This is a genomic window from Serratia aquatilis (genome assembly GCF_044865145.1).
Taxonomy (GTDB): domain Bacteria; phylum Pseudomonadota; class Gammaproteobacteria; order Enterobacterales; family Enterobacteriaceae; genus Chania; species Chania aquatilis.
The window spans coordinates 3532852-3557274 of record NZ_CP173186.1 but is presented as its reverse complement, the minus strand read 5'-3'; the positions used below and the strand labels follow the sequence as shown (position 1 = coordinate 3557274).

The window sequence follows — 24423 nt, the reverse complement described above, 5'->3', positions numbered from 1 at the left end:
GGCCGACATTACCTGCCAGCGTTACTGCGCTTGGGCAGGCGTCTTGGCAAAAAACAGCGTGACCCTGGCCACTTCCAAACCAAACTTGCGCAACGAAGTTTGGTTGAACACATGGGTTTCATCCTGGCGGTACAGCCAGTCGTCAAAGTGCAACTTCACCATACCGTTATCAGTATTCACTTCCATATCATAGCGCCAGTTGAACGCATTTCCTTCGGTATTTCCATGGGCTACGCCAATGATATCACCCGCTGTTCCCTGATAGGTGCCATCCGGGTTTCTGGTGATGCGCCAGGTTCGGGTCTGTCGCTCACCATCGTTATAGACAAATTTTTCATGCAGCGTCAGGGTGTCGCCGACCACATCTCCTTGAATAACCACCTCAAAGCGTCGGATTTGTTTATTCTGATAATCCTGCACCATACCCCATGCGCGAGTTTCGCCGCTAAAGTAGCCGAACAGATCAAAAGTGGGTTTTTCCGAACGGTAGTCACTGATGTCTGCACTGCATCCTGCCAGCAAAATCAGCAAGACCATAAACAGGCGTTTTATATTCATCAAGAACCCCCAGTCAATTGTTGCCGTAAGGCGGGATATTGCGTTGCAGGCGATAGCCATATGGCGAGAAAGGCATCACGAAAAGCAATGTCGAAACGTTCACCAATCTGCCGCACTGGCTGATCCGGTTGTGGGCGGTAATAGAAAAGCCCGCCGTTGTCATCGCCGACAAAGGTAATCTGGCTACCGCTCTGCACTGAAGGCCAAATGGCGGACAACTGCGCCAGCCAACGCTGTTGTTGCTCAGCAGGAACGGCTATTTCCATCGCTTGCCACTGATCTTGCGTTGCCTCCACCAGATCGGCGGCGGCAATATCACGCTGATAGTTAATACTTAACGCCTGTGGCCACTGATTGGCCTGGTATCGTCCAGCAGGGGTTCGTAACACAGAGAAATAGATGTCGAATGGCCCCCAACTTAACTTGGCGCTACCTACCGTGGGCCAGGTCAGCCAATTGTCGGCTTGCGCTGGCAGGCTGCTCAAGCAAAGCAGCAGTATTAACAATATTCGCATCAAAAGTCCCCTGAGCTGGTTTATCGGCGTTCGGCACTTAACTGAACCGTACTAATCGTGCGGGCCAAGAACCCGGCCTCGCAGTAGCAGAGATAAAAACGCCACAGGCGCTGGAAACGTTCGTCAAATCCCTGGCTATGCAAAGTTGGCCAGTGATGCTCAAAACGTTGCCGCCACTCCTGTAAGGTGCGGGCATAGTCCCGGCCTATGTCGTACAGATCGCACATCACCAGATCGCTATGGTGTGTCAACGTGTTGCACAAGGCGGTAATGGAAGGCAGAAAGCCACCGGGGAACACATAGCGCTGGATAAAATCCACACTGCGACTGTATTGCTTATAGCGCTGATCGCTGATGGTGATGGCTTGCAAGACCATCTTTCCTTTTGGCTTCAGCAACTGCTCGCAGCGTTTGATAAATAGCGGCAAAAAACGTTTACCAACGGCTTCAATCATTTCTACCGAAACCAGCTTGTCGTATTGGCCTTTAAGTTGGCGATAATCTTCAAACAGCAGCGTAACCCGATCTGTCAGCCCGGCCTGTGCGATACGCTGGCAGGCGTAATCGTATTGTGCCTGGGAGATGGTGGTGGTGGTTACCCGGCAGCCATACTCGCGTGCGGCAAACTCGGCCAGAGCCCCCCAACCGGTGCCAATTTCCAGCAGGTGATCGGTAGGTTGCAGATCCAACTGCTCGCACAGACGGCGCATTTTTGCCTGCTGTGCCTGTTCCAGCGTCAGATCCGTTTCGCTGAACAGCGCGCTGGAATAAAGCATGTCACGATCGAGAAACTGTTGATAAAAGTGGTTACCCAGATCGTAGTGCGCGGCAATGTTGCGCCGCGCCTGACGTTGGCTGTTACTGCGCCACAGATGCACCAATCCATGCCAGGGGGCGGTGATCCAACTCAAGCGTGACTCCAACTTGTCCACCAACTGCATATTGCTGGCGAGCAGTTGTAACAGACAGGTCAGATCTGGGCTGCTCCAGTCGCCATCGATGTAACTTTCCCCAGCGGCGATGCTGCCGCCGAACAGCACCCGGCTGTAGGCGCGTAGATCGCAGATATCAACCTCCGCTTGCAAAGGAGCGTTAGTGTCGCCAAAGCGTGTTTCCCCAATACCCGGCTCGCGCAAAATTAGCCCTCCCCCCTGTAACTGCTGCAAAAGGGTGAAAATAATGTGGCGCGCGCTCTTGTTGCGGCCGGAAATGAGTGCGCTGCGGCGCAGGGAATATTCCGGGGAGCTCATAGTTTATCCTTGCCGCCTGTGGCGGGGTGAGGGTAGATAGGGGTACGTTTTAGCCATAATTTCAGTGCTTGCCAGTAAATGGCAGCGGCAGTTTTTAACGTCATCAATGGCAAACGCCACAATTGGTGACGCAGCGTGGCTGGCGTCAGGGGCTGCCGGTAGAGCAGTAACGTAGCGTCGAATTCGCGTGTGGCGCGGTGATTCTCGATATGAACCCGCAGACGGTGTGCCGGTGCAGAAAGCCGCCAGTGATAGGTCATATCCATCGGGTTGAACGGCGAAACGTGGAATTGCTTGGCTACTGGGAGTGTCCCATCGGGTTTTACTGCATAGGTATGGCGTTCATTCCACGGCGTATTGCACACTTCAGCCAATAGCCAGCGCAGTTCGCCGTCATCGTTATACAAATAGTAAAAATTGACCGGATTAAAGTAGCAGCCCAGATAACGTAACTGACAGAGCAGCATCACCCGGCCAGCCAGTTTTTCACCGGTCAGTTCAGCGATGCGTTGCTGGGCTTTGGCTTTTATATCGCCACCGCCGAGATAGTCACGGCGGTAAAACGAAGCGGGGGCAAAGCGTTCCAGTGCAATGCCCAGCGCAGGCAACTGGCCCAGTTCGTCAAGGTCGATCAACGGCATGAAAATACGATAATCGAAACTGTGCACTACCGGGGTAAAACGACGGTGGCGAACGTTGCCTACATACAAAGCGCTGTTCATACCGGCTGCGCCTGCAATAGGGCTTGAGTGACATCAAGCGCACTGCGCACGCCATCTTCGTGGAAGCCATTGTACCAATAAGCGCCACAGAACCAGGTATTCTGTTGGCCATTAATCAGCGAGCGCTGTTGCTGTGCCTGCACACTGGCCTGATTAAATACCGGGTGATAGTAATTGAAGCGTCGCAGGATCTTCGTCGGTTCAATAGCCTGCTGTGGGTTAAGGGTGACGCAGAAGGTATGTGGTGCCTGCAATCCCTGCAGAATGTTCATATTGTAGGTTACGCTGGCCCGCTGGGCTTCAGCCAGCCCTTCATTGGCAGGTAACAGATAGTTCCAACTTGCCCAGGCGCGGCGTTGGCGCGGTAATAATTGCGTATCGGTATGCAAAACCACTTCATTAGCCTGGTAGGGCAACTGGCTCAAAATACGTTGCTCTAAAGGGCTGACTTCAGACAGCAGATGCAAAGCCTGATCGGCATGGCAGGCGAAAATCACCTGATCGAATTGCTGTTCCCCCAGGGCACTATGGATCAGACAATGCTGCGGGTGGCGCTCAACCCGTTGAACCGGAGTATTCAGATATAAAGTAATTTTGCCTGCTAATGCGGTCAGCATGCGGCGTACATATTCCCGTGAACCGCCCGGTACTACGAACCATTGCGGGCGATTGGTCACATCCAACAGGCCATGGTGATCAAAAAAACGCAGGAACAACGCCAAAGGAAACTGGCGCATGTCGGCCATTGAAGAAGACCAGATAGCGGCCCCCATGGGTAATAGATAGTGCTGAGCAAAATAGAGCGAAAAGGCGTTCTGTTGCAGGAATTCATCAAGGGTTTCGCTGCCAATGCTTGCTTCACTCAGACGCTTTTTACACAAGCGATTGAAACGCACGATCTCTAGCAAAAAACGATAGAAACGCGGGTTGAGCAGGTTACGGCGCTGGGCAAACAGAGTATTTAGCGTGTGGCCGTTGTACTCCAACCCGCTGTCGGGATGGGTAACGGAGAAACTCATCTCCGTTGGTTGGCCGCTAATACCCAGTTCAGCCAGTAAGGCGATAAAATTGGGATAGGTGCGCTCGTTATAGACGATAAAACCGGTATCAATAGCGTAGTGCTGCCCCTCCAACGTGACATCCACCGTAGCAGTATGCCCGCCGAGATAATCGTTGGCTTCAAACAGCGTAACCTGATGTGTGGGTGCCAGTTTCCAGGCACAGGTCAGGCCAGAAATGCCACTGCCAATAATGGCGATCTTCATTGTTTTACCTCACCATACGTTTTGCCAGCCAGCGCTGTAGCGCCTGGGGCAGTATTGCTGTTATCCGTAACAGAGCCGCGAACACCGGAGGAAAGGCGATCTCGGCACGGCCTTTAGCCAGTCCCTGACGGATATAAGTTGATGCTTGAGCGGGTGTAATGATCATCGGCATAGCGAAGTCGTTACGATCCGTCAGCGGAGTAGCAACAAAACCGGGGAGTATCAGGGAAATGCTGATACCACGCTTTGTCAGGTCCACCGCCAAGCTGCGTGCAAAATAGGCCAGCGCGGCTTTCGAGGCTCCATAGGCTTCCGCCCGTGGCAAGGGCACCAGGCTGGCGGTTGAACCCACTAGAGCTACCCGTGAACCGGCCTGCAACCGGGGTAACAAGGCATCAAGGCAATTGACCGGCCCCAGTAGGTTGGTGCTGAGCACGCGTGCGACCAGTTCTGCATCCACTACACCGTCGTTTAGGTATTCGCAGGTTCCTGCACAAAGGATCACCAATTCCGCTGTACTTGTTGCCAGAGCTTCACGGGTAGCGACCAGATCGGTGACATCGAAGCAGAGGGGGGTGATTGCCGAATGTTGCTCGCGCAAGGCAGCCAACCGGGTTTCATTGCGACCGCATGCAGTGACCTGCCAGCCGTGCGCTGCATAATCCAAGGCTAACTGTTGCCCGATGCCGGAGCTTGCCCCGGTGATCAGTACACGCTTCATTACTGCATCCTCCGTTTTATGCCTAGTACTATTTTCCCAAGCAGTGGGATGTGCTCGTAGAGCATGGCACCCATATCGTAGTAGTCCCGTTGATAAATGATCCTTTGGTCGGCAAAACGTAGCCGACTGATGCCTTCAAGCGTGAGCTCACGCCCCCGCTCTAGACGCGGGTGGGCATACTTCATTTGCCAACACACCGCCGCCTGATTTTCGTCATATTGCACGTCGGTCAGGGAAAAATGGCAGTAACTCACGTTGGTGAGTAGCTGGCGAAAATAGTTATCTAGTGCCTTTAGGCCACGATGTTCTCCTAAGGGATCGATAAACTGAATCGAGCAGTGGTAAACCTCATACAATGAATCTAACGCAGCATCATCGAGCGAAGTATAAAGCTGCGAAAAGCGGGTCATAAGCGTCTCAGACGTTCCCATTGTTGTGCTCCACGTGTTCAGCCAGTAACGCCGTACTGCCAACCAGCGTTATATCCAGGCCGGTCAGACGCCAGGCAGCCAACTGTTTGCGCCGGTAGGTATTAAGAGAACCTTCGGTAGCGATAAAATAACGATCGGCCTTGAATAGGCTAAGCGGTGGATGCTCTAGCGCTTCGGGCAGAATATCGAGGTGCATGCCCGCTTTCGCCAGCACGATGGCGTGCATCCACAGTTCAATCGGGTCGTTTTTGCCCCAACCCAGCAGCAGAGCGGTTTTACCGGCTTTTTTACGCGAGCTGTTCATGCAAAAGGTCGCGTATTCGATGATGATGCCATCCAGCAGGGCGCGTAACGCCTGGAACAGTTCATGCGGACCGAATAATTGCATACGTAACGGACGTAACACGTGGTTGATGAGGATCTGTGGTGGGTATTCGCGGCCCTGCTCAAACAGACAGCTGCGCAATTTAGCGGGGGCAGGAATGTGTAGCAGTGCCTGCAACTGTTGTTGTAGTCCGTTCCAGTTAATATCGTGCTCAATCGCGGTTGGATTATCCAGCAAGGGTTTTATCTGGCTGACAGGAACGCCGCGTTCCATCCAACTGATAATGGTATGGATACGTGCAACGTCCTGCTCATTGAACTGGCGATGCCCACCCTCGCTACGTTGCGGCTTCAATAAGCCATAGCGACGTTGCCAAGCGCGCAATGTGACGGGGTTAATCTCGCAAAGCTCTGCAACTTCACTAATTGTGTACAACGCCATTCCGCATACCCCACCTCAGCCACTTGGTGAATTAACCATAGTCGGTGAATGGCAAGTTGTACAAAAAAAAATTTCTTGTACAACTTTTGCAGAGAGGAATTACAGCATTGAAATCCGAAAAGCACAGCGGCGGGAGCCGGTCAGAACATGTTCGATGCGTTCTACCTGCGCTTGTAACACTTCAGCAAATACCCGCAGTTCGGCGCGGCAGAATCCTTGGCAGACCGTAGCTGCGGAACAGATTGGGCAATGGTTTTCTACCAGCAGAAACGCGCCATTTTTCAACTCACTGCATTCGGCCATATAGCCCTCGCGGCAGCGGATATCCGTCAGACGGGAGACGCGTTCAGCCAGGTTGTTTGCACCTATCATCGCTTGCTTATAGTTGATGCGCGTTTCCTGTTCGCGGCAGTCGATCAGCAAATCTATCGCTTGTTCACCCAGCTTGTCGCGTACCGTACGTAGCAGTTGCGCCGTTAATTCGGCATGTGCATCGGGAAAACGGGCGTTACCGGCAGAGGTCAATTGCCAAAGCTGCACCGGACGACCAACCCCACGCGTTTCGGCTTTGGCTTCGACCAGACCTTCTTTTGCCAGTTTGACGAATTGCTGACGGGCGGCTTCCCCAGTGGTGCCAAGTACTTTTCCTGCCTCGGAGGCTTGTTGAGGGCCCTGGGTTTTTAATAGCTTCAGCAGGCGCTCACTGACCGAACGTGCTGCGCACTCCCCATTTTCCAAGTTTATTCTTGACATATCACATCACCTCGGTCTTACTTATTCCAAGATATTACTTGTTAAATTTAACTTAATATAACACTCAACTCAATATCATATCTCTGAATACAGGACGATAAATGTGAAAACCGATGATAAAAGCCGTTGGGGAGATCTCTTTTCTGGGCAAAATGCTGCAAGTGCTCTGGCCCTGTCGCTTGGTGTTGGACTCCACGCGACTAATATTCTGGTCGCGACCACGATCCTGCCCTCCGTTGTACAAGATATTGGTGGGTTGGATCTCTATGCCTGGAATACCACGCTGTTTGTAGTCGCTTCAATACTGGGTTCTGCTTTGTCGGCGCGCCTGCTCAGCCACTATGGTGCGCGCGGTGCCTACCTGGTGGCTTCGTTGTTCTTTATCATCGGGGCCATGTTATGTGCGTTGGCGCCTTCAATGCCGGTGATGCTGATTGGCCGCACTGTACAAGGTTTTGGCGGCGGACTTATTTTTGCACTGTCATACGCCATGGTGAGTCTGGTATTTGAACAGCGGCTCTGGCCACGTGCGATGGCACTGATTTCTGCCATGTGGGGGATCGCCACCCTGGTGGGGCCAGCCGTCGGTGGGATCTTTGCCGAGTTGAACGCCTGGCGCTGGGCATTTGGTATCCTGCTGCCAATTATGCTGCTGTATGCCGCTTTTACTTTCCATACTTTGCCTAAGGGGGAATTACAGCAGCAAGCGGCACCATTACCTGTGATACAACTGTTGTTACTGGCCGGGGCAGTGCTGGTGGTTTCTGCAGGCAGCCTGGCTGATAGTGGTTGGGTTAACGTCGGTGGCATTATTCTGGCGCTGTTAATGATGGTTTGGCTTATTCGCCGTGAAGAATATTCCGCCGCACGCCTGTTACCTTATTCAGCACTGCGCCGGGGTTCGGCACTCGCTTCGTTATATATAACGGTCTTATTGCTGGTGATCGGTATGACCAGTGAGATTTTTGTCCCTTACTTCCTGCAAACCTTACACGGGCAATCACCGCTGATTTCTGGTTACATGGCAGCGATGATGGCTGCAGGCTGGACGCTGGCTGAAATTCTTAGTTCCGGCTGGCGTAGTGCTGGGATCCGCCGGGCGATCATCAGTGGACCGATCCTGGTGTTGATCGGGTTACTGGCATTGGCGATACTGGTGCCAACGTCCTCCAGCGGCCATTGGCTGGCGCTGTGGCCGATTATGGTTGCCCTGACGCTGGTTGGTTTTGGCATCGGTTTCGGCTGGCCACATTTACTGACTCGCGTCTTGCAGGTAACGCCTCAGGAAGATAAAAGTATCGCTGGTGCGTCTATTACTACGGTGCAGATGTTCGCTACCGCGCTTGGTGCTGCGTTAGCTGGGATGGTGACCAATCTTGCCGTGTTCAATTCGCCAGGTGGTGTTGCCGGAGCGACCAACTCAGCCCACTGGTTATTTCTGGCGTTTGCCGTAGCACCTTTGCTGGCGATCTATACTGCCTGGCGCAGTGCGGCGATCGCGCTGCCAGAGAGTGGGGCGGGTGAACCTTTACCAACGCCAGTTTCTGGAGAGTATTAGGCTGTGTCCCTTAATTGCCCGTGGTGCCGTCGCAGACCCAAAAGCCCGTTATCAAGGCGGAGGGTGAAGGGCAGAGTGGCCCTCTGTTCAAGCCCGACAACACAGAAAACGGGCTTTTGGGGCGCGACCCTTCGGGCTGGGGCCATTTGCGCGCATTGCGGCGTTGTTCGCCGCTTATTTGGTCCACCAAACCTCGCGGCTCTCGCCTTGCTCTGTGCGCAAATGACCGCCAGCGGCGCTCGCGTGCAATTAAGGGACACAGCCTAGGTCGATAGCTCCAATGTAACGGAGTTCGGCTGTGCAACTTAGCTTACCCATTGGATTTAACGATATGTTTTTGAAGAAACTGTCAGCAAACTTTTTATCTGCGCAGTAGACGTAAAAGCCGCCAGTATTAATGCTGTGGGGCTCAAGACCTTTGAGATTGAGGGTTTTGTTGAATATCGCCCGATGTAAGCTGCCGCATTTTTTCCTGGTTCGCAGCCTAGCCCATACCAAGTGTATGCCTCCGTTAGGCATCTGTCGGAGAGAAGTGTTACCCGTCGATATTACTATCTCACGGGAGTAGCGGAAGCATGTGGGGGCATTATGACCTTGTTTCCTCTCTGGGCAGGCACGGCAGGGATATATCGTAGTCAGTATGGATCCGTCCAGGGGATAATTGAGCCGTGCCAGTTCAACCAGCACTATTTATCTATGGCCGCACTATGCAGATCTCAGCCGTTTGACAGAAACGCTCAGGTTACCAGCGCTCTCATCACATATCGACGCTGACCAGATTGGTTTCGTAGGATTTTCCGCCGGCGGTGCAACAGGCCTGATCCTTGCCGAATGTGCATTCTCATTGAGCCGTTCAATGCCCGATTTATGCGATGCCGTCGCAGACTCAAACGGTGGAAGCCGGGTATTGATAGGACCACTGTGTCATTTGCAGCCTGTCACTTGAATATTTCCTTTCATGCGGATGACGTAATCGAACCTGAATCCCTCACGGAGTAAGGAAAAATAATCGTCTGAAAAATCGATTAACGGATATGGGTATCCATTAAATGCACTTTCGATTAAAAATACACCGTATTGATGGCGTTTCTCTATGTCTATCATGTTGCTATATATCAGACAGTTACTTCACTAGCGTACATTTTGTTCTATTGGAATTTAACCTCCCCCATTACCAAGATTATTCATACAGCTGTAGGAATGAGGCATCAAGATAATAAGTAATATCGCATGGTTAATAATTATGACTTGTGTAAAATCCCCTCCCAGATAAAGAGTTAACCACATTGTAATTTTATTATTTACATAAACACAAGGAGATTAATAAGCTATATTCTAAACCAGGCATTACATTTACATGAGAGACTGAAAATGAACGCGTTTCTCTGATAAAAAATACATTAAGGTTAGAGGGTAAATATCCTCTTAAACGAACGGTAAGAAGAAGTTTCCTGCAACTCTTCTTTAAAGTTACAACGTAAACGTTAGAATGGAAGTATGATGAAAAAGACAATCATTGCTGTATCCCTGTTAGCATTAACCAACGCTGCTAGCGCTATCGATGGCACTATTCATTTTTCTGGTGCATTTACTGATGCCCCTTGTGAAATCAATATTAACGGCTCACAAGCTAACAGCAGCAATTCAGTTAGCGTAAACCTGGATACCTGGAGCACTGCCAGCTATCAAAACAATGTTGGTGCAACAACCGATCTCAAACCTATCACCATCAGCCTGTCAAACTGCCCGAATATGACCCAGGCAAACATTCGTTTTAGTGGAGCAGTTGATGCCACCAATCCAGAGCTGTTCGCTATTGATACTGGCGTAGAAACAGCAAGCAATGTCGGCATCGGCATTTACAAATCTTCTAATACTGCTGACATCATTTCACCTAATGATCGTACTGTATCCATCCCATTGACTGCGCAAACTGGCGATTACACTTTCTATGCCAGCTATATGACAACGGGCAGTTCAGTCGGTGAAGGTGCCGCTAATGCAGACGTTACTCTTGATATCTCTTACGAGTAATCACTGAGTATATTGGTTCCATCTAGTCAGGGTGGAACCAATAGACATATTTTTGAGGAGCAGACAATCCGTGTTATCAAAATACATCAAGCCTTTTATTGGGTTATTCTTATTGGTATTAACATTTGAAAGTTATGCTGGAGTCGTGATCGGCGGAACTCGGTTTATTTATGATGAGAACAGGAAAGAACTTTCTGTTTCTATTCGCAATCCGGATAATTCACCTTATTTAATTCAATCCTGGCTAAGTAATATCGAGCAGCAAGAGGCTCGTGACATTCCTTTTATTGTTACACCTCCTTTGTTTCGCTTAAATGCAGACTCATCCAGTGCATTGAGGATCGTTAAAACCGGTAATTTGCCTGATAACCGTGAATCTGTTTTTTGGCTTAATATAAAATCGATACCAACATCGGATCCGAATGCAAAAAACCAATTAAACATTTCAGTAAATAGCCGTGTTAAATTGTTTTATCGCCCAGCATCGTTAACGACACAAGATGCGGTGGGATCTTATAAGAAAGTGAGTTTCTATCGTGCTGGAAATCAGGTTTTTGCCAAGAACCCGACACCATTCTATATTTCAATGGGTTCATTGAATATAAACGGTCGTGAACTGCCAAACCCTGGGATGATTGCCCCGATGAGTGAAAAGAGCTGGTCTATCCCTGCTGTGGCCTCATCCTCTGAATTACAGATAAACTGGTCTGTGATTAATGATTATGGTGCTAGAACCGCTGTGAATACTCACGTTAAAAAATAAAATGTATTCACGACTGTCTGGGTGACTCCCCCTCTATTACATATAAAGTGGAGGAGTATTCATCGTGCCTGGTAGTAAACAGAAAGTAACGTATATTCGGTAAGTGATAGATTATCATGAAAAAAACCAACGCTTCTAATAATAAAAATAATTGTTTATCGACGAAAGGATTTCGTTATTTCCCTCTTTCATTATTGATCGCCGCTGCATTATGCTCAGGAGAGTGGGTGAAGAATGCCAGGGCCAGTGATTACTTTAGCCCCAGCTCTCTGGATAAAAGAGGCATGCAATCTATTGCTGATATTGACAGCCTGTCGGCTTTTGCTCAATCTGAAGGGCAATTGCCGGGCACCTATATGGTGGATGTCTATATAAATAACGAACCCGTTGGTTTGAATACCATTAATTTTATTGCTAATGATGCTAATCAGTTACTTCCTGAATTGACCAAACAACAGCTGGTCGATTGGGGACTAAACCCGAAAGCGTCATCTGAATTCTCTGATCTTACTGACGATACCGTAGTTACGTCACTGGTAGAGTATATTACTGGCGCTACGACAAAACTTGATTTGCCACAGCAAAAATTGCTGCTGAATATTCCACAGATTGCGATGAAATCAACCGCGCGGGGTTATGTATCCCCAGAACAGTGGGATCAAGGCATTACAGCATTGACACTAAACTATGGTTTCACCGGTTCTAAAACCTGGCAGAAAAAAAATGAAGTACAGCATGCCAACTTTCTAAGCTTGCGTAGTGGGTTAAACCTCGACGCATGGCGCTTGCGTAATTATTCTGTCTATTCTCAGAATAATGACGGCCACCATTGGGAAAGTATCAATACTTACTTAGAACGGGATATTGCACTACTCAAGAGTCAGTTTACGATAGGGGAAACGTCAACCTCAGGAAACATTTTTGACAGTGTGTCATTTACGGGTGCCAGCCTTGCCTCTGATGACAGCATGTTACCTTACAGTTTACGTGGTTTTGCCCCGGTGGTGAGAGGTATTGCTCAAAGCAATGCCAAGATTACTGTTAGACAAAATGGCTATATTATCTATCAGACCTATGTATCAACAGGGCCATTTGAAATAACCGATCTCTATCCGACATCGGCCAGCGGCAATCTGGATGTCACAGTAGAAGAGATGGATGGCAGTGAGAGAACCTTTGTCGTGCCGTTTTCTTCGGTGCCTATTATGCAACGTGAAGGTCAACTAAAATATTCCTTGGCTGGGGGGAAATACCGGACTAACGCTGAACAAATTAAAGCGCCTTATTTTGTTCAGTCAACATTGATATATGGTTTACCATGGAATGCTACATTGTATGGTGGTGGATTATACTCACCTGACTATCAGGCGATGGTACTCGGAACCGGCTTGAATTTAGGCGATGCGGGCGCATTTTCTTTTGATGTTACCAACGCAAGAACACAATTTAACGGTGAAGCGACAGACTCATTATATCAAGGGCAGTCCTATCGTTTTCAATATGCCAAGAGTTTACTGAACAGTGGTACGACTGTCACGCTAGCCGGCTATCGTTATTCCACGGAAGGATATTATGATTTCGCTGAAGCGAACGATTATTATCAGGCGCGTACGCATTTCAATAAACGTTCTCGTGTTCAAGCGAATATCAGCCAAACGCTCGGTTCGTATGGCTCGTTGTTCGTCAATGCTTACCAGCAAGATTTCTGGGGACGACAAGGACAGGAAACCACGGTGAGTGCCGGATATAACGCTAACTGGGGAAAGATCACCTATGGCTTCAATTATACCTACAGTGAGCTACCGGGTAATAATTCAGCTAACCAGCAGTTCGCTTTCAATATGAGTCTTCCATTTGATGCGTTGACATCTGGTGGCCGAATCTCGACATCGATGAGTCGTGATAATCGCGGTATGAGTAATATGCAGCTCGGTATGAGTGGCCAGGCTCTTGATAATAAATTGAATTATGGCGTTCAACAAAGCTATGGCAACAAAGGCCAACAAAGCAGTGGTAACGCCTCAGCATCTTACACCGGGCGAAACGGTACGCTAAACGGTGGTTACAGCTACAGCGCACATTCTCAGCGGATTAACTATGGCCTGTACGGCGGGTTAGTCGTGCATGAGGACGGGATAACCGCTTCTCAACAGTTAGGTGAAACCGTGGCTCTCGTCAGGGCGCCGGATGCAAATGATGTTGCTGTTCAGGGGCGCACCGGGGTGATGACAAACGCGCAGGGTTATGCCGTGGTTCCTTATTTAACGCCTTATCAACGAAACAGAGTTCAACTCAATGTGGAGACACTTGGGGATCATGTCGATCTGGTGAATAACAGTGCTTCAGTTGTTCCGACTCGTGGCGCGGTCGTTAGGGCCGACTTTAAGACACAAGTGGGTTGGCGGGCGTTGATTAAATTAACCCGTAACGGAACCGCATTACCCTTTGGTGCCATTGTTGTCGTTGAAAACAACAATAGCAGCAGTGAAGCGATAACCGGCATCGTTGGTGAACACGGTGAAGTCTACCTGAATGGATTACCTGAAAAAGGGCGTTTGCATGTGAAATGGGGTGAGGGAAATGACCGGCAGTGTTGGGCCAACTTTGTGTTACCTGACAATAAACAACAGCCAGTACTGCAACTCACCGCCACCTGCACTGCGGCTTGAATGTTATCCCTTTTCAGACACAAATAATTAGAGAGCGATATGTAATGAAAAAATTACTCTTATCCTTATTAATGACAACATACTCGGTAATTGGATACAGTGCGGACTTGACCTTATCACCGCCAACTATCCAGTATACTAACCCGGCAGATGCAGTAACCGATTTTAACTTATTGACCGGAACGTGGAATGCCACAGGCAGTCAGGCGCGTTTTTGCGAATACTCCTCAAATATGAATAAGGCGGTGATCGAGTCATCATCACCATTATCAGGCTATACAGCACAAATTGATGGCGTAACGTATAGTATTTTTGCCTCTAATATGCCAGGTATCGGCTGGGTTATGGGAGCCAAAGATACTAATGCAGCGAGTTGGACTCCTCTAACTGACACTCAAAAGACAGTATATCCATTTGCAACAGGGCAAACTGGCTCAATCAGTTTAGGAGCTAACGTCCGATTTGCATTTGTAAAATTGCCGGGTAGTCTTGGTGTTGGTGCTATGGCGTTTCCCCAGCAAAAAATTGCTGATTTCAAATGTTATCGGAGTACATCTATTCTGACAGCACAGGCTGCAATCTATGTAAACTCCACCACAATAAATGTGAATGCGCTTGCTTGTCAGGTTGCCACCGCTAAAAACGTATCTATTCCATTAGGGGAGTTTTCCCCCGAGGAATTACCGCCGGTTAATGGCAACTTTGGTGAATATTCAACCGCGGTAGAGTTGAGTTGTGATTCAGGGGTGACGCCTTGGATGACGGTTTCTGATGCCTCAAACTCTGCTAATACCTCAAATATTATTCAACTTACACCGGATTCTACGGCTCAAGGTGTCGGTGTGCAGGTTTTTTATAATAATGAAGCGATTGCCAAGTCATTAGGGTTGGACAGCTCATCAAAAAATAACCCTAACCAGTTTCAGGTTGGGGGAAAAACAACGATGGCTGCCCAACAGGTTTCTGTACCTCTGAGTTTTAGATATATCCGAACCCAGCAATCAGTCACCCCCGGGAATGCAAATGCTGCAGCAACCGTGACCTTTTCCTATCAATAATGGTTGCGGCTAAGCGATCAATAAACAAGAGAGAACAATAATGCGTATATTCTGGAAAAGTTTCGCTTTCTTATTGATTAGTTGTACTTCTACGCTTCAGGCAGCGGATGTTATTTTCAACATCACAGGGATAATCAAAAATGCGTCCTGCTCCGTTTCTTTTGGCAACAATCAGACGGTACCATTAGGAACATTCAGTACCGGTTATTTAAACAGTGTAGGGAAAAAAACGCCATTGCAGCCCTTTATGATCAAACTTGATAATTGTCCCAACAATTACGATGATGTTCAGGTGACGTTTGAAGGTGACATTGACGCAGGCAATCCGCAACTTTTAGCCCTCCAGCCAGGGGGAGCACAAAATGTAGGCGTTGCCATTTATGACAGCGACAAAACCTCTCTTATCCCAATCAATACGGCGTCATCGGGAAAAAGTGTGTCTACAACACAAGAGACAACGTTAACGTTTTATGCCGCTTATCAGTCTACAGGGACGGTAACCGAAGGCGCAGCTAATGCAGATGTCAGTTTTACGGTTTCTTATAATTGACATATACCCAAAATAATTCGAGTTGCATGTAGGCGGCAAGTCCGAGAGTCGCCAGGAGCATAGCCCACTATGTGACTGGTGCGAACGGACGTAGCCAACACCCATGCAACTTGAAGTATGAAGGGTATAATGGTTTATATGCGGGGTTTAAGTTGAGTAGACCTGCTGGCTACGACAGGCGACCATGCCTGTCTTGCCTGCCCCCGCTGTCTCTGGTGGTTTCACCTGTGCGCCGTATCTGCGTCGGCACCTTCAATAGTATCAACACCGCTGCCACCTCACTATCATCGACCCCGCGATTTTGTTGCATTCAGTTTCTTATGGTTATTTAGGCTGTGTCTTATAACTGTTTTTTGTACAATTTCATCATTAGGATGACAGCCTAAGCCGCTTATGCGACTGTCTGTGCAATTGAGCAGTTGCCGCCGATGCTACCCAACATCATCGGATAGAAATTTTATCAGGAAACATCGAATCAATTTGCAGATCAAGGGAGTGAACTTTTTGACTTACCAATCCACACTTGCGGAAGCGCCAATGCAGCGTCTGCGACCGGCGTTGCAGGGGGCTATGGCGATCTTACCGCTGTGTCTGGCCGTATTACCCTGGGGTATTCTGGCGGGCTCAATGGCCATCGAGAGCGGCCTGACGGCGGCGGAAGGTTTGGGGATGTCGGCGATTGTTTTTGCCGGGGCATCGCAACTAGTCGCTATGGGCATGCTCAAGTCTGGAGCAGGTTTGTTGGCCATTCTGGTATCGACTTTTTTTGTGACGGCCCAGCATTTTCTTTACGGTTTGCGCTTGCGGGAATGTATTGCGCCATTGCCGCTTAAATGGCGTGTTGTGCTGGCATTCCTGCTGACTGACGAATTGTTTGCCCTGACGGGCGAGCACGGCCCGGCGCGTTTCAACCGCTGGTATGCGTTAGGTGCCGGTTTGGCATTTTATCTTTGCTGGTTCCTGGCGACCTTGCTTGGCGTATTGGCCGCCAGTAGCGTCAGCGATCTCGGCAGCTTTGGGCTTGATTTTTCTATTGCCGCCACCTTTATCGCTATCGTGGTGCCTCTGGTGCGTAATCTGCCGGTTTTGGCCTGCGTATTAACTGCGCTGGTGCTGTCTATTGGCTTGCACCACTATCAGGTTCCGGGCGCACTGATTATCGCTACTGTGGTGGCGATGTTGGTTGGTTTATTTTGCAGCAGGGGAAGAGAATGATCTGGCTGACTATTGTGCTGATGGGCGTGATCCTCTTTTTCAACCGCTACTGTTTTCTGGCCCCCAACCTGCCGGTGCGTCTGTCACAGCGGATGAGAACCCTGTTGAGCTTCTCGGTACCCGCAGTATTGACTGCCATCAGTGGGCCGATCATTGCATTTAACGGAGATGAGTGGCGCCCTGTTGTTGAAAACCCTTACCTGTGGGGGGCGTTATTCGCCATCGTTCTGGCCTATTTCCTGCGCAATATGCTGGTAGTGGTGGTGCTGAGTATGTTGATGTTTATCCTGCTGCGTACGGTGTGGTAAACCCTCAGGATGAAACGCTGGTGGGTAAGCAGATTTTCACTTTGCTTGCTAATAACCGCATTAAGAGAAAATAGGCCCTGTTCGAAGAGAAAAGTGCAAATCAAAAAGCCGGGCGCAGCAGCCCGGCAAAATAACGCTTAGAAATAGCCGAAGCTATAATTTGCAGTGGTGGTATATTTTAAAACCTTAATCAGAACTGATAGGTCAGAGCAACGGCAGCTACGTTATCGTTATTCAGACCCAGCTTGTTGTCATCACCCAGACGATTGATTTTATAGTCTACAATGGTTGACATGTTTTTGTTGAAGTAATAGATAACGCCTACATCAAAATATTTAACCAGATCTGCGTCACCGACACCATTTTCAATATCTTTGCCTTTAGACTGAACATAAGCCAGCGATGGCTTCAGGCCAAAGTCGAACAGATACTGTGCAACCACTTCCACGTTCTGGGTTTTATTGGCAAAACCACTTACTTTAGTCGTAACGTTATTAACGGTGGTGGGAACTGAAATGGATCTCATGTTGCGAGTTTCAGCAAATGTGGTAGCCAGATAGACGCCATTGGCATCATATTTGAAACCGGTCGCCCAAACCTCGGCTTTATCACCCTTACCATAGGTACTGGCTTTCTGGCCAGCGGTACGGTTAGACGAGGCATAAGCTGCGCCAAAACTCAGGCCATCAATGATCTGATAGCTTGAAGACAGGCCGAAACCGGTACCGTTGGCCTGGCTGTCGGAACGACCATCATTTTGGTTGCTGCCCTGATGCTGCATGGCGAACTTCAGGCCCTCAACCATGCCAAAGAAGTCGTTGTTACGGTAAGTTGTAACGCCGTTGGTACGGCCATTCATAAAGTGGTCAGTTTTGACGAACGAATCAGCACCGAACTCAGGCAACACATCGGTCCATGCGCCGACGTCATAAACCACGCCATAGTTACGGCCATAGTCGATTGAACCTAAATCCTTAACTTTCAGACCGGCAAAACCAAGACGGGTTCTGGTGTCTTTGGCGTTACCGGCACCGTCAGACTCGGCGTGGTTTGCGGCGATCTGATATTCCCACTGGCCGTAGCCGGTAAGCATATCGTTAATTTGGGTAGCCCCTTTGAAACCGAAACGTGCATAAGTTTTATCGCCGTCGCTGCCTTTATCATCAGAGAAATAATGCAGTGCTTTTACACGGCCATAAAAATCGAGCTTATTACCGTCTTTATTGTAGATTTCTGCAGCCTGTGCAGCCTGAGCAAGTAAAAGTGCCGGAATAATCACGGCAAGAAGATTACGTTTCATGATGTTCCCTGTTATTTATACGATTGAAAGACGCTTGTCATCAGTAATACAGTTATTTCACTTTGCTGCCTGAATTATCACAACGCATTTTTTACCTTAGTTGTGTGATGTATTTATGACAGAGCGTTTGTTTACGTGTTAAATGGTAAAAATTAATACTGAGGTAGGTGTTTTATATTGCTGAAAGCGCGTTATCGTGCTGGCTGGCGCGTCTATTTCGTGCTGAAAGGCAACGTTGTCATCAACCTCAATAACGTCCTGAGGGCACAATGACGATCGTTACCACGACACGGTGTGAAGAGTGTTCATTCAGTGCGGGGCGCTGCGCATGGCTGAAAAGTCCACCGTAACTCGAGCTGACGTCGCGGGCGGTCTGTGGGACAATGGTGACATCATTTCGTTTAGATAAGAGTTGAATGGCGCTCTCCTCAGCAGTTAAAGATCAGATCGGCCAGTGGTACAAAGCACTGCAACAGCAAATACCGGATTTTATTTCCCGAGCACCGCAACGGCAGATGATTGCCGAGGTTGCCAAGACGCTTGCCGGCGATTACCCGCGCCATTTGGCGATTGAGGCACCCACAGGGGTGGGCAAAACGCTCTCTTACCTGATCCCCGGCATTGCCGTCGGACGCGCCGAGAGTAAACCGCTGGTGGTCAGCACCGCCAACGTGGCACTGCAGGATCAGATCTATAGCAAAGATTTACCGCTGTTGAAAAAGATCATCCCCGATCTGAAATTCACCGGCGCGTTTGGCCGTGGCCGCTATGTCTGCCCGCGTAATCTGGCGGCGATGAGCACCGATGTTGCTGAGCAGGGCGATTTAATGCTCTATCTGGACGAAGATGAACTGGTTCCTTCAAACGGTGAGGAGCAGGTGTTGTGCCAAAAACTGTCGAAAGCCATTAGCCGTCACGAATGGGATGGCCTGCGCGATCACTACCCGCAATCGATAGACGATCCTCTCTGGGGTAAGTTGAGCACTGACAAGGCGAACTGCCTAGGGCGAAACTGCTACTACATTCGCGAATGCCCGTTTTATATCGCGCGTAAGGAAATCGAAACCGCTGATGTGGTGGTGGCTAACCACGCGCTGGTGATGGCGGCGTTGGAAACCGAGTCGGTTTTGCCCAATCCGAAAGAGTTGTTGCTGATATTGGACGAGGGCCACCATCTGCCCGAAGTTGCGCGGGATGCGCTGGAGATTGACGGTGAGATCACCGCGCTGTGGACCAACCTGCAACTCGACATGATCGTGCGCCAGGTGGAGTTGTGCATGACCCAGTATCGGCCAAAAAATCCGCCGGGTTTGTCGAACAGTGAACGGTTGAAGAACCATTGCGAAGAGTTGCGTGAACAGATCCAGATTTTTGAACACCAGGCCTGCGCCTATTTGCCCCCGGATAGCGGTCATGCCGAATATCGGTTCGAAATGGGTGAACTGCCTGCTGAGATGGTAGCGGTCTGTGCACGTCTGTTTAAACTGACGGATGGCTTGCGCGGTCTGGCAGAGTTCATCCTTAACGATCTTACCGAACAAACCGGCAAACACGATATTGTGCGGCTGCACCGAACCATTATTCAGATGAGCCGCACCTTGGGCTATCTGGAAGCCATGAGTAAGCTATGGCGGCTGGCTGCAATGGATAAATCATCCAATGCGCCGATCTCCAAGTGGGTGGTGCGTGAAGTACGCGATAATGTCACTCATCTGTATTTGCACTGTGTGGGCATCCGTGTCAGCGAACAGCTGGAAAAGATGCTGTGGCGCAAGGTGCCGCACGTGGTGATCACCTCCGCCACGCTACGCTCGCTAAACAGTTTCTCCCGTTTGCAAGAGATGAGTGGGCTAAACGAAAAATCTGGCGATCGCTTTGTTACCCTGGATTCGCCGTTTAACCATGTCGAACAAGGGAAAATCGTTATCCCAAACATGCGTTTTGAACCTGCTATAGCTAACGAGGCAGAGCATCTGGAAGAGATGGCGCGTTTTTTCCGTGGCGAGCAGGCCAGTGGCAAACATACGGGCATGCTGATCCTGTTTAGTAGCCATCGAGCAATGCAGACGTTTCTCAGCTATGTGACCGATCTGCGCCTGATGCTGCTGGTGCAGGGCGATCAGCCTCGTTATCGGCTGGTAGAGGAGCACCGGAAACGTGTCGAAAAGGGGGTTGCCAGCGTGTTGGTGGGGTTACAATCGTTTGCTGAAGGGCTTGATCTGAAAGGGGAGTTATTGACTCAGGTACATATCCACAAGATCGCTTTCCCGCCGATTGACAGCCCGGTGATCCTCACCGAAGGCGAATGGCTGAAGTCGCTTAAACGCCACCCGTTTGAGGTGCAAAGCTTGCCAAGTGCATCATTCAACCTGATACAGCAGGTTGGCCGCCTGATCCGTAGTAACGAATGCCACGGTGAGATTGTGATTTACGATCGCCGTCTGCTGACGAAAAGCTATGGCTCACGGCTGTTGGCCGCATTGCCGGTATTCCCGATCGAACGGCGGGATGTGCCAGAAGCGGATAAGGCACATCAGGCAGCGTTAAAATCTGCCGCCACGGTAACCAAGAAAGAGAAAAAAGGTAAAAACCCCTTTGCTCGTCGCCGCGTCCGTTAGCCACTGTGGACGGGTGAATGTTTTAGCGATAATTGATCAGGAAACTTACCGTTGCATCGAATGGCCCCTCGACTATCTTTCGGTCTTTTATTGCGGAGGGGCGTCCCTGAAGATAGGCACTGAATTCCAGTTTATTGTTTCCGTTAACCAAAGCGGTTCCGGCGGTAGGCTGGTTTAAACTCACTTCTTGCCCTGAGCTATCGAATAGCACAATAGCGACACCTTTGGTGCCATTGTTAACCGCCAATTTGCCGGTTAATTCCCTGTCTTCTTCACCCATAAATGTAATATTCGCCGTTTTGTATAGAATTGGGTTGCAGTTTTTCAGGGTAATGAAAAACGGCACTGCGGTGCTGTGCCCATATCGGTATAACGTTTTGGTATTTACAGTTTTTAGATCGACGGTTTGGAAAAGCGGCTCAGGGTCAATATTACATGGGCGGGCCATTAATTCCCCCTGAATCATGATGGTCTCCCCCGCAGCTAAAGTTTGCGCCGAAGCTGACGTATAAAAAAATATTGTCAGGTTAAATAATGTAGCCAAATATACCATTTTCATTTATCAAATTTCCTCAAAGGTAGTTAACCAGCAGGATTAATGGACGATTAAACGGTCCTTCTTTAGCTTCGCCTTTTGCCACCAGTGTTGCTGTATATCTTTTTGTCGTATCTGTGATACCAGCCATATTGACAAAAGGTTGCGGGGTATTAAAAGAGACGGCTCTACCGTCCGAGTCTTGTAGCGTCATACCCAAGCCATTGCCAAGATCCATCATAGTGCTTACCGTACCAGGCGGTTGAGTGTTGTTAGGCAGGGAGGCATCGTTAGTTCGGGTATCAAAGATAGCATTGAGCGAAAAGTCAGTGTTAACAGTCCCACAGTTCCTTTTACTCACCCCAATAGAAAAACTCTGGCTCGCTACGGGTGTATTATTTCCAGGCCCCTCCCATGTTGTCATGGAACCAAAATTTATGCTCTGGGGTAAGGTTAAACTGACGGAGCATTGTATCTCGTCCATGGTGCCTTTTAATGTATAGCGGTAGTTTTTACCTCGTTCTTTGTTAACTCCATATACGCCATCAAGCTGAAAAATCGGCATATCAAGATTCAGTCTTTCGATGTCACCAATAGGGCCGGTTCGTTCCAGATAAACCTGGTAACGAATGGAAAATGTAGACGTACGTGGCCCTTCACTCGGCTTCCATCCGCCGGGGACACGGTTTCCTGAATATATTTTTTCACCGAACTTTCCCTCATCTTTGCCGTTATAAATCAGCCCGAAGCTGATGCCTGGGGGGAGAGCGATCTGATCAGGATTAGGGTACAGGTAGATCCCCTCGTCACTCATCGCATTTGGCGGCGCCCAGCATACCATGGTGCGAGTTATTTGCTTCGAGGTCCATAATCGGGCTCCTACAGGTAGGTCCATCGGAATTCTTATGCTACCAAAATCCTCGACCTCTTCGGTAATACCTTGTACGCTATCCAGGTGGCACTCAAGAGCTTGAGCCGAAAAAGAAAGTGTTGCCAAAAACAGGCAAACAAACGCACCCATAAAAAATCTGACCATCAATAGCCTTTACCTCATATTCAGTGCTGCTGCAATACGCGTTATATCGAGATGACTATATGCTATAGGCTACTTAGAATGTTTTCAATGTGAAATTGTTATTTTTTAAAATTTAAGCATCAACCTGAAATTGAAATGCAAACATTCATTAATTTTTTAATTATTTATTCATGTGTCAATATATTAAAGTTATTACGCGCTGTGGTGTAATTTTTACTCGTTTAATTTATTTTTTCTCATTTCATGGCTATATATTTTTCTGATTTTTTAATTGATGGTGAAAATAATTTAAGTTTTAATAGAAATATCCCAATGTAATATACTCTAAATAATTCGAGTTGCAGGAAGGCAGCAACGCAACGAATCCCCAGGAGCTTACTCAAGTAAGTGACTGGGGTGAGTGAGGAAAGCCAACGTACAGGCAACATGCAGTATGACGAGTACAAATAGGTATGAGTTGTTGCCCGCAATTATCGGTGCGGAAGGTTTGCAGAAGCTGGAATGTGCCCGCACTCTTATGAAGAGGACCCACGTCGTCGTATTGTTGCAAAAAAGACAGCGGGCGGTAAAAATGAGCTGATGAAGTTGAACAGCGTCGGGGATAAAATAGGTCTGGCGCAAATCTTAGCAGTGGAGCGATCGGTGGATTACAGCAAAATTATTAAAGAAATAGGTCGCGGTAAGCAACATGCGCGCAATCTGGATCAGGAAACCGCTTTCCAGCTTTATCAGGCGATGCTTGCTGGTGATGTTCCAGCGCTGGAGCTGGGTGGCATTTTGATCGCACTACGTATCAAGGGAGAGGCCGAGAGCGAGATGCTGGGTTTCTACCAGGCGATGCAGCAACAGGTCATACGCCTGCAAAAGCCACAGGGCCGGGCGATGCCTGTGGTGTTGCCGAGCTATAACGGCGCGCGCAAACAGGCCAATCTAACGCCTTTACTGGCGTTACTGCTGGTTCGCGTAGGGCTACCAGTGGTGGTTCACGGGGTGGTCAACGACAGTACCCGAGTCACCAGCGCAGAGATTTTCCGTGCGCTCGGTATGCCTTGGTCGGAAGATCCTCGCCATGCTCAGCAGCGGCTAGAGGATGGGCTGCCGGTATTTATCCCGGTATCTGCACTTTCCCCCTTCTTGGAAGCCCAACTCGATCTGCGCTGGAAAATGGGGGTGCGTAACAGCGCCCACACTCTGGCCAAGCTGGCCACGCCGTTTGGCGATAGCGACGCACTGCGCATTGCCAGTGTTTCTCACCCGGAATATGTTGGGCGTGTGGCGGCGTTCTTTTGCCAGATTGGGGCGAGAGGGCTATTGATGCACGGTACGGAAGGGGAGGCTTATGCCAACCCACAGCGTTGCCCGCAGATCCACGTTATCGCCGGCGGAGAACAGCAGATTTTACTGGAACGGCCACAGCTGGATGCCACGGTTGAGTTACCCACGGCTAAAGATGCTGAAACGACAGCACGCTGGACGGAACGTTGTTTGGCGGGTGAGGTTGCGATCCCTGAATCTATTGCCTGGCAAATCGCCTGTTGCCTGGTAGCGACTGGTGAAGTGGAGACATTGGCTCAGGGATTGGCCAAGCTAAGCAAAATCTGACTTTTCATGGCTGATAAACCGAATCAGCCCGCCAGGCTGTGTCCCTTAACTGGCCCCAGCCCTGCGGGGCTGCGACGGCACCACGGACAGTTAAGGGACACAGCCTAATGTGTTACTCCTAGCATTAACCGAAGGAGCGCAGGCTGCGATCCGGAAAGATCGAAGGGGTGATGGAAAAACTTTGAAAACTCAGGTG

Annotated in this window: 23 protein-coding genes; 11 read left to right on the top strand and 12 right to left on the bottom strand. The window is 49.3% G+C overall.

The window, feature by feature from the left end:
• Positions 1-21: 21 nt before the first annotated feature.
• The 9 genes from SAQUA_RS16055 to SAQUA_RS16015 all read right to left on the bottom strand — a co-directional run bounded on the left by SAQUA_RS16055 (position 22) and on the right by SAQUA_RS16015 (position 6981).
• Positions 22-558: a DUF3833 domain-containing protein gene (locus SAQUA_RS16055; protein WP_380680588.1), complete on the bottom strand. Its 537-nt coding sequence runs from the start codon at positions 556-558 to the stop codon at positions 22-24.
• The gene (locus tag SAQUA_RS16050; protein WP_380680585.1) at positions 558-1073 is read right to left on the bottom strand and encodes a hypothetical protein; all 516 of its coding nucleotides are present in this window, start codon (positions 1071-1073) and stop codon (positions 558-560) included. The genes SAQUA_RS16055 and SAQUA_RS16050 overlap by 1 nt, the downstream gene beginning before the upstream one ends.
• Positions 1074-1093: 20 nt before the next feature.
• Entirely contained in the window at positions 1094-2323 is a 1230-nt protein-coding gene (locus SAQUA_RS16045) for a class I SAM-dependent methyltransferase (protein ID WP_380680582.1), read from the bottom strand.
• Positions 2320-3045 (bottom strand): DUF1365 domain-containing protein, encoded by a 726-nt coding sequence (locus SAQUA_RS16040; RefSeq protein WP_380680579.1) that lies wholly within the window; start codon positions 3043-3045, stop codon positions 2320-2322. Before SAQUA_RS16040 ends, SAQUA_RS16045 begins: the two co-directional genes overlap by 4 nt.
• Positions 3042-4310, bottom strand: a complete 1269-nt coding sequence (locus SAQUA_RS16035; protein WP_380680576.1) for an NAD(P)/FAD-dependent oxidoreductase — start codon at positions 4308-4310, stop codon at positions 3042-3044. Before SAQUA_RS16035 ends, SAQUA_RS16040 begins: the two co-directional genes overlap by 4 nt.
• 4 nt (positions 4311-4314) lie before the next feature.
• On the bottom strand, positions 4315-5031 hold the full coding sequence (locus tag SAQUA_RS16030; RefSeq protein ID WP_380680573.1) for an SDR family NAD(P)-dependent oxidoreductase: 717 nt from the start codon (positions 5029-5031) through the stop codon (positions 4315-4317).
• Positions 5031-5462, bottom strand: coding sequence for a nuclear transport factor 2 family protein (locus SAQUA_RS16025; RefSeq protein ID WP_380680570.1), 432 nt, complete (start codon positions 5460-5462; stop codon positions 5031-5033). The genes SAQUA_RS16030 and SAQUA_RS16025 overlap by 1 nt, the downstream gene beginning before the upstream one ends.
• Positions 5449-6228, bottom strand: a complete 780-nt coding sequence (locus SAQUA_RS16020; protein WP_380680567.1) for a MerR family transcriptional regulator — start codon at positions 6226-6228, stop codon at positions 5449-5451. The genes SAQUA_RS16025 and SAQUA_RS16020 overlap by 14 nt, the downstream gene beginning before the upstream one ends.
• Before the next feature lie 99 nt (positions 6229-6327).
• A complete protein-coding gene (locus tag SAQUA_RS16015; protein WP_380680564.1) occupies positions 6328-6981 on the bottom strand; it encodes a helix-turn-helix transcriptional regulator in 654 nt (217 codons plus the stop codon).
• Positions 6982-7084: 103 nt separating this feature from the next.
• Here SAQUA_RS16015 and SAQUA_RS16010 point away from each other — a divergent pair, with 103 nt between their 5' ends.
• From SAQUA_RS16010 to SAQUA_RS15970, 9 genes are all read left to right on the top strand, one after another.
• Complete coding sequence (locus SAQUA_RS16010) at positions 7085-8539, top strand: MFS transporter (protein ID WP_380680561.1); 1455 nt, start codon at positions 7085-7087, stop codon at positions 8537-8539.
• Between the two features lie 661 nt (positions 8540-9200).
• Positions 9201-9485 carry a hypothetical protein gene (locus SAQUA_RS16005; protein WP_380680558.1) on the top strand — a complete coding sequence of 95 codons (285 nt, stop codon included), beginning with the start codon at positions 9201-9203 and terminating at the stop codon, positions 9483-9485.
• Positions 9486-10036: 551 nt separating this feature from the next.
• Entirely contained in the window at positions 10037-10573 is a 537-nt protein-coding gene (locus SAQUA_RS16000; RefSeq protein WP_380680555.1) for a fimbrial protein, read from the top strand.
• A 70-nt stretch (positions 10574-10643) separates the two neighbouring features.
• Complete coding sequence (locus tag SAQUA_RS15995) at positions 10644-11336, top strand: molecular chaperone (RefSeq protein WP_380680552.1); 693 nt, start codon at positions 10644-10646, stop codon at positions 11334-11336.
• Between the two features lie 116 nt (positions 11337-11452).
• The gene (locus SAQUA_RS15990) at positions 11453-14005 is read left to right on the top strand and encodes a fimbria/pilus outer membrane usher protein (RefSeq protein WP_380680549.1); all 2553 of its coding nucleotides are present in this window, start codon (positions 11453-11455) and stop codon (positions 14003-14005) included.
• 44 nt (positions 14006-14049) lie between these two features.
• On the top strand, positions 14050-15063 hold the full coding sequence (locus SAQUA_RS15985) for a fimbrial protein (RefSeq protein WP_380680546.1): 1014 nt from the start codon (positions 14050-14052) through the stop codon (positions 15061-15063).
• A 40-nt stretch (positions 15064-15103) separates the two neighbouring features.
• Complete coding sequence (locus SAQUA_RS15980; protein WP_380680542.1) at positions 15104-15613, top strand: fimbrial protein; 510 nt, start codon at positions 15104-15106, stop codon at positions 15611-15613.
• Between the two features lie 504 nt (positions 15614-16117).
• Positions 16118-16828: an AzlC family ABC transporter permease gene (locus tag SAQUA_RS15975; protein WP_380680539.1), complete on the top strand. Its 711-nt coding sequence runs from the start codon at positions 16118-16120 to the stop codon at positions 16826-16828.
• A complete protein-coding gene (locus SAQUA_RS15970; protein ID WP_380680536.1) occupies positions 16825-17136 on the top strand; it encodes an AzlD domain-containing protein in 312 nt (103 codons plus the stop codon). The genes SAQUA_RS15975 and SAQUA_RS15970 overlap by 4 nt, the downstream gene beginning before the upstream one ends.
• A 190-nt stretch (positions 17137-17326) precedes the next feature.
• On the opposite strand, the gene SAQUA_RS15965 is transcribed toward SAQUA_RS15970, so the two are convergent.
• Positions 17327-18436, bottom strand: a complete 1110-nt coding sequence (locus tag SAQUA_RS15965) for a porin (RefSeq protein WP_380680534.1) — start codon at positions 18434-18436, stop codon at positions 17327-17329.
• Positions 18437-18852: 416 nt separating this feature from the next.
• Between SAQUA_RS15965 and dinG the strand changes: the two genes are divergently transcribed.
• A complete protein-coding gene (gene dinG / locus SAQUA_RS15960) occupies positions 18853-21054 on the top strand; it encodes an ATP-dependent DNA helicase DinG (RefSeq protein WP_380680531.1) in 2202 nt (733 codons plus the stop codon).
• A gap of 22 nt (positions 21055-21076) precedes the next feature.
• Here dinG and SAQUA_RS15955 read toward each other — a convergent pair whose 3' ends face one another.
• Together SAQUA_RS15955 and SAQUA_RS15950 are read right to left on the bottom strand one after the other, a co-directional pair.
• The gene (locus SAQUA_RS15955) at positions 21077-21613 is read right to left on the bottom strand and encodes a fimbrial protein (protein WP_380680528.1); all 537 of its coding nucleotides are present in this window, start codon (positions 21611-21613) and stop codon (positions 21077-21079) included.
• Positions 21614-21626: 13 nt separating this feature from the next.
• Complete coding sequence (locus SAQUA_RS15950) at positions 21627-22610, bottom strand: fimbrial protein (protein WP_404413052.1); 984 nt, start codon at positions 22608-22610, stop codon at positions 21627-21629.
• A 657-nt stretch (positions 22611-23267) separates the two neighbouring features.
• Between SAQUA_RS15950 and ybiB the strand changes: the two genes are divergently transcribed.
• Entirely contained in the window at positions 23268-24227 is a 960-nt protein-coding gene (ybiB, locus tag SAQUA_RS15945; RefSeq protein WP_380681217.1) for a DNA-binding protein YbiB, read from the top strand.
• The last annotated feature ends 196 nt before the right edge of the window (positions 24228-24423 follow it).

Excerpts from the sequence above, each read along its gene's own strand:
- SAQUA_RS16055 (WP_380680588.1), bottom strand. The coding sequence starts at position 558 with ATGAATATAAAACGCCTGTTTATGGTCTTGCTGATTTTGCTGGCAGGA.
- SAQUA_RS16050 (WP_380680585.1), bottom strand. The coding sequence starts at position 1,073 with ATGCGAATATTGTTAATACTGCTGCTTTGCTTGAGCAGCCTGCCAGCG.
- SAQUA_RS16045 (WP_380680582.1), bottom strand. The coding sequence starts at position 2,323 with ATGAGCTCCCCGGAATATTCCCTGCGCCGCAGCGCACTCATTTCCGGC.
- SAQUA_RS16040 (WP_380680579.1), bottom strand. The coding sequence starts at position 3,045 with ATGAACAGCGCTTTGTATGTAGGCAACGTTCGCCACCGTCGTTTTACC.
- SAQUA_RS16035 (WP_380680576.1), bottom strand. The coding sequence starts at position 4,310 with ATGAAGATCGCCATTATTGGCAGTGGCATTTCTGGCCTGACCTGTGCC.
- SAQUA_RS16030 (WP_380680573.1), bottom strand. The coding sequence starts at position 5,031 with ATGAAGCGTGTACTGATCACCGGGGCAAGCTCCGGCATCGGGCAACAG.
- SAQUA_RS16025 (WP_380680570.1), bottom strand. The coding sequence starts at position 5,462 with ATGGGAACGTCTGAGACGCTTATGACCCGCTTTTCGCAGCTTTATACT.
- SAQUA_RS16020 (WP_380680567.1), bottom strand. The coding sequence starts at position 6,228 with ATGGCGTTGTACACAATTAGTGAAGTTGCAGAGCTTTGCGAGATTAAC.
- SAQUA_RS16015 (WP_380680564.1), bottom strand. The coding sequence starts at position 6,981 with ATGTCAAGAATAAACTTGGAAAATGGGGAGTGCGCAGCACGTTCGGTC.
- SAQUA_RS16000 (WP_380680555.1), top strand. The coding sequence starts at position 10,037 with ATGATGAAAAAGACAATCATTGCTGTATCCCTGTTAGCATTAACCAAC.
- SAQUA_RS15990 (WP_380680549.1), top strand. The coding sequence starts at position 11,453 with ATGAAAAAAACCAACGCTTCTAATAATAAAAATAATTGTTTATCGACG.
- SAQUA_RS15985 (WP_380680546.1), top strand. The coding sequence starts at position 14,050 with ATGAAAAAATTACTCTTATCCTTATTAATGACAACATACTCGGTAATT.
- SAQUA_RS15980 (WP_380680542.1), top strand. The coding sequence starts at position 15,104 with ATGCGTATATTCTGGAAAAGTTTCGCTTTCTTATTGATTAGTTGTACT.
- SAQUA_RS15970 (WP_380680536.1), top strand. The coding sequence starts at position 16,825 with ATGATCTGGCTGACTATTGTGCTGATGGGCGTGATCCTCTTTTTCAAC.
- SAQUA_RS15965 (WP_380680534.1), bottom strand. The coding sequence starts at position 18,436 with ATGAAACGTAATCTTCTTGCCGTGATTATTCCGGCACTTTTACTTGCT.
- dinG (WP_380680531.1), top strand. The coding sequence starts at position 18,853 with ATGGCGCTCTCCTCAGCAGTTAAAGATCAGATCGGCCAGTGGTACAAA.
- SAQUA_RS15955 (WP_380680528.1), bottom strand. The coding sequence starts at position 21,613 with ATGAAAATGGTATATTTGGCTACATTATTTAACCTGACAATATTTTTT.
- SAQUA_RS15950 (WP_404413052.1), bottom strand. The coding sequence starts at position 22,610 with ATGGGTGCGTTTGTTTGCCTGTTTTTGGCAACACTTTCTTTTTCGGCT.